This is a genomic window from Hoeflea sp. EC-HK425, from assembly GCF_902498795.1.
In the GTDB taxonomy this organism is placed as follows: domain Bacteria; phylum Pseudomonadota; class Alphaproteobacteria; order Rhizobiales; family Rhizobiaceae; genus Hoeflea; species Hoeflea alexandrii.
The window spans coordinates 1-4,423 of sequence record NZ_LR701560.1 but is presented as its reverse complement, the minus strand read 5'-3'; the positions used below and the strand labels follow the sequence as shown (position 1 = coordinate 4,423).

Annotated in this window: 3 protein-coding genes and 1 pseudogene; 3 read left to right on the top strand and 1 reads right to left on the bottom strand. The window is 61.0% G+C overall.

Annotated elements, in window-relative coordinates:
* Positions 1-368, bottom strand: a pseudogene (locus tag SPHINGO391_RS01910) (hypothetical protein); the annotation flags it as partial.
* Between the two features lie 475 nt (positions 369-843).
* On the opposite strand from SPHINGO391_RS01910, the gene SPHINGO391_RS01905 reads away from it, so the two are divergent.
* The 3 genes from SPHINGO391_RS01905 (at position 844) to SPHINGO391_RS01895 (ending at position 4,183) form a co-directional block, all read left to right on the top strand.
* Positions 844-2,091: a transposase family protein gene (locus SPHINGO391_RS01905; RefSeq protein WP_244615084.1), complete on the top strand. Its 1,248-nt coding sequence runs from the start codon at positions 844-846 to the stop codon at positions 2,089-2,091.
* Positions 2,088-3,014, top strand: a complete 927-nt coding sequence (locus SPHINGO391_RS01900) for a TniB family NTP-binding protein (protein WP_210385743.1) — start codon at positions 2,088-2,090, stop codon at positions 3,012-3,014. Before SPHINGO391_RS01905 ends, SPHINGO391_RS01900 begins: the two co-directional genes overlap by 4 nt.
* Positions 3,015-3,085: 71 nt before the next feature.
* Entirely contained in the window at positions 3,086-4,183 is a 1,098-nt protein-coding gene (locus SPHINGO391_RS01895) for a hypothetical protein (RefSeq protein ID WP_244615083.1), read from the top strand.
* Positions 4,184-4,423: the final 240 nt, after the last annotated feature.

Here is a 4,423-nt window from a genome sequence, read left to right as displayed (position 1 = left end):
ACAACTTCCGGATCCGGGGGGAGGGGGGCCAGATTCTGGCGGCGGCACCAGGCGGAAAAATGCTTCCAGTCGGACGCGTAGGCGCGGCGTGTGTTTGCGGAACTGGCGGCCTCGACATAGCCACGCGCCCGGCCGGTAAGGTCTTTCAGATGCGTCGGCAGGTCAGCTTTGGTCTCCCGGAGAAGGGAGGGGAGCCCAGCCGACATCCCGGCCGCGGGAATATCACTGGAAACCGCCGTACTGTCAGACGGCGCTGAGCTCTCCTGGGCGTCGTTTTCGGTGTTCTGCTCGCTGATTTGGGTTGTCGTTCGCGTTTTATCAACGGACGGCAACTCATTGATCTCGAACGAATCAGGTTTTCGGTTCATTTCCGGATTCTAGCCGAATCAGCGGATTTTTTGTAATATTCGAGCGGACGAACTTTACGGCGAGGCCGCTGTGGTTCACGGACCTGACAAAGATACTATTGATGATGCCTCCTGGAGTGAGGCGGTCGCAAGGGAAGCCGTGATCCGAACGCTGGTTTCGCTCGAAAGCCCAAGCCGGTCCGATTTCCTTCGAGCTTGTCATGAGCTCGGCCTCAAGCGAACCCGGCTTTATGAGCTGATCAAAGTGTATAGGGAGCATCCGGTCACGAGTTCACTGCTTCCGCGCGCAGCGGGGATGCGGAAAGGTAGCCGCCGGTTGCCGGACGCTACCGAAGCCGTAATCGCCGAAGCCATCCGTGACTTCTACAAGACACCCCAGAAGCCAGGCATTAGTCGGCTCCACAAGGAAATCCGCGGGCTCTGTCGGTCCCGGGGTGCGCGCCCACCGTCCTGGCATGCGATTAAGGCGCGGATCATGACCATGGACCCCGCCGAATTAATCAAGGCTCGGGATGGTTCGAAAGCAGCACGTGATCGCTTCCGACCAGTGCCGGGAGAGTATGCAGCTGAGTTCGCGTTCGATGTCGTCCAGGTCGACCACACGCTGGTCGATGTGATTGTTGTCGATCGTCAGTATCGACGGCCGCTACAGAGGCCATGGCTGACGCTTGCCATCGATGTCGCAAGCCGCATGGTTGCGGGCTTCTATCTCACGCTCGAGGCGCCCTCGAGTGTCTCGGTTGCTCTCGCAGTCCAGCACATTGTGCAGCCCAAGGAGGCATGGCTCGAGGGGCTGAGCATTGATGCGGAGTGGCCGATTTCCGGGTTTCCGAACGCGATCCATCTCGACAATGCCAAGGAGTTCCGGTCCCGCGCCTTGCGCCGGGGGGCGGAAGAGTATGGCATCGAACTCATTCACCGTCCGGTTGCCACGCCACACTATGGCGGACATATCGAACGGCTGATAGGCACCATGATGGGCGCGGTCCATCTTCTTCCGGGTACGACCTTCAGTGGCATCGGCGAGCGTGGCAGCTACGATCCGGCGGCCCATGCGACAATGACGATGGATGAACTGGAGCGGTGGATCGCACTCGAGATCACGCGCTACCATGCCGATCGGCATGGAACGCTTGGAATTCCGCCGCTCGAGGCCTGGCGTGAGGCCGCGGCCCGACGTGTCATGCCCTTGCGTCACCCCCATGATCTCGCAGGTTTCATGGTCGATTTCCTGCCCAGTGTCGACCGGCTCGTGCGACGTGACGGCATTCATTTGTTTGGTCTTCGCTACTGGGATGACGTGCTGAGCATCTGGGCCGGCCGGCTCGATCGTCCGTTGCGCGTTTCCTATGATCCGCGCGATCTTTCGAGGGTATTCGTGCGCGCTCCAGACGGTATACGCTGGCCTATCCACTTTGCGGATCTACGCCGCCCGCCGATTACGCTGGGCGAACACCGCCGCGCCCGGGCCGCCCTGCGGGAGCGCGGCTTGGCGCTGGTAGATGAGCAATTGATCTTTGAGACCATCGAGGCGCAGCGCGCTCTGGTCGAAGAGGCGGCAGTGCGCACCAAGGCCGCGCGTCAACTGGTCGAAAGACGGGAGCGAGCGCTCAGTGCCTCAGCTCCAAACGTGGCTGCTCCCACCGACCCTGCACAAACTGAGGACGACCGGGCGATCGATTGGAGCAAGGTTCCTGTCTATGACGTCGAGGAATGGTCATGAGAGGGGAGGGGACAAATGAACACCTCGATGAGCGGTACCGCCGCTATGCCGCGCTGCCTGACGAGGAGCGCATTACCTGGATCAAGGCCGATCGCTGGATCGGTTTCGAACAGGCTGAAGCAGCAATTGCCCGCCTGAACGCGCTGCTGGCCTATCCGCCGCGTGATCGCATGCCGTGCCTCTTGATCTATGGCAACACCGGAATGGGCAAGACAAAGATTGTTCGGAAGTTCGAGCGTACCCACCCGGCCACTTTTTGTCAGTCGACCGGCGTTACGAACAGGCCGGTCGTTGTGGCGCAGGTGCCGTCGGAGCCGGTAGAGCGCGACCTTTATCGGGAATTGCTGGCCAGCCTTCAAGCTCCTTCTCTCATTGGCGGTACTCTTGCGCGCGAGAAAGATATTTGCCGCTCGCTGCTACGCACCGTCGGCGCCAGGATGATCGTGCTCGACGAGGTCAATGGAATGCTGGCGGGGACCTACCGGCAGCAACGGATATTTCTGAATGCGATACGGTTTCTCGCCAATGATTTGCGGGTTCCTCTTGTCTGTGCCGGGACTGACCTGGCGCGCCAGGCCTTGCTCACCGACGCGCAACTTGCCGAGCGCTTCGAGGCGTTTCACCTAAAGCCCTGGAAGAACGATCATGTCTTTGCGCGGCTCTTGAAGAGCCTGGCCGGCATTCTGCCGCTGCGCGCGCCTTCCGATCTCGAAAGCGCTGCGGTTCGTGAACGGATCCACATGCTCACCAGCGGCGTCACGGCGCGGATTTTCCGGCTGATCGAAACGGCGGCTGAGGAGGCGATCCAATCTGGAAAAGAGCGGCTCGACCTGATGAGCTTCGGCGATGATCTCGTTCTACCGCTTGTGTCGATGACGCAATCGGCAAATCGGCGGATGCCGAAGACGGCGGCGGCTGGGTGATGGGGTCGGGTCGCCTGCCGGTCGCGCCGCGCCCCTATCGCGACGAGTTGTTGTCCTCCTGGATGGCGCGAGTGGCCTGCCGCTATGGCCTCACAGCACCGGAATTGAGCGGTTATCTCTGTGGCCTGCCGTCACCATTGCCTATTGATGACAGGGTTCCAGCGGCTGGCCAGACGAAGGTTTGGGCACAATTCTGCGGTGTCGATCCCAATCGGCTGTATCGGTTGTCATTGAACTGGCGTTACCCGCGACGCACTCGAGCATGGTACATGAGCCGTGGACCGGAATGGAAACCGTCAACGCTGACCGGGTCGACCCCAGTTTGTCTCGGCTGTTTCGCTGCTGATCAATCCGCAGGGCGCGACGGCTATTTGCGATCCGGCTGGGTACTCGCCGAACGCTGCGTCTGCTCTGTTCATGGCGAGCTGCTGCTTGATCGCTGCCAGTCGTGCCATCGGCATCTTTTTGTTGTTTTTCGCCTCCTTGAGGGGCGCGCGCAGCCCGTCTGCGGCTCTTGCGGCTCGATTTTGGCCGACAGGGGAGGGGTGGGCGACCGACTGCACGACCGAAACCTGATGCTCAGCACGCTCGCCATCCAGCAGCGGGTCACGGCAAGCGTCGATCGTGGAAATCCCGAGCAGGAGAAGTTCGAGAAGGCTCTTGCGATCCTCTGGGCGCCGCTCGATCATCCGGTCTCCGCGCGGCCCGTATTGGCGCTGTGGTTAAAAGAAGCGGGCTGGCGCTGTCCCTACGATGTCCGGCATGCAGTTGGCGCCGCAGCTCCGCTCGGCCAGTTGCCAGTGCGCTGGCGTCTGGTGACGCTGCTTGCTCTCAACGACTGTTTCGGCACTGATTTGGCCGGGGACGGGGAAATGCCGCCTTTGGCCGTTCAACTGGTGCGGCGCGCCGCGCCGCGGCAGTGCCGCCTCCCAAGGCCAGGCCGACGGCCGCATGTTCAGGTGCTGAAGCGCTCGCCGGCCGAATATGAGCGCCTGGCAAATCATATCATGGCTGATCCGCGTTGGATCGCCGCGGAAAAACTATCCCGGCGAAAACGCGAGCGTGTCCGGGCACTCCTGATCGATGCTGCGCTTGCCGGGAACTTGGCGGCGGCGCACAGACCAATGTTGTTGCCCCAGTCGAGTAATGGAGAGGAGATTCAGATTTAGTGAGACTGCGCGCTTTAACCGGGAGTCTCACGAATTCCGATTCATCCAGTCTCACAATGGTGCGCCAGATTTCGTCCGGGAGATGATTTACGTTGATTTTCAGCCTTCTGCTCGACGACAGAGGCCATCCTCGGCCAGCAGTCCGGGAATTGGCCGCAAACCCGGTCCGCTCAATGAACGCGAATTCTCGTCGATCTGACGCTCAAAAGGGGCTGTCCGCCGGTGAAAAACGAGCGACAT

Coding starts and splice junctions, on each gene's coding strand:
- SPHINGO391_RS01905 (WP_244615084.1), top strand. CDS start 844: ATGACCATGGACCCCGCCGAATTAATCAAGGCTCGGGATGGTTCGAAA.
- SPHINGO391_RS01900 (WP_210385743.1), top strand. CDS start 2,088: ATGAGAGGGGAGGGGACAAATGAACACCTCGATGAGCGGTACCGCCGC.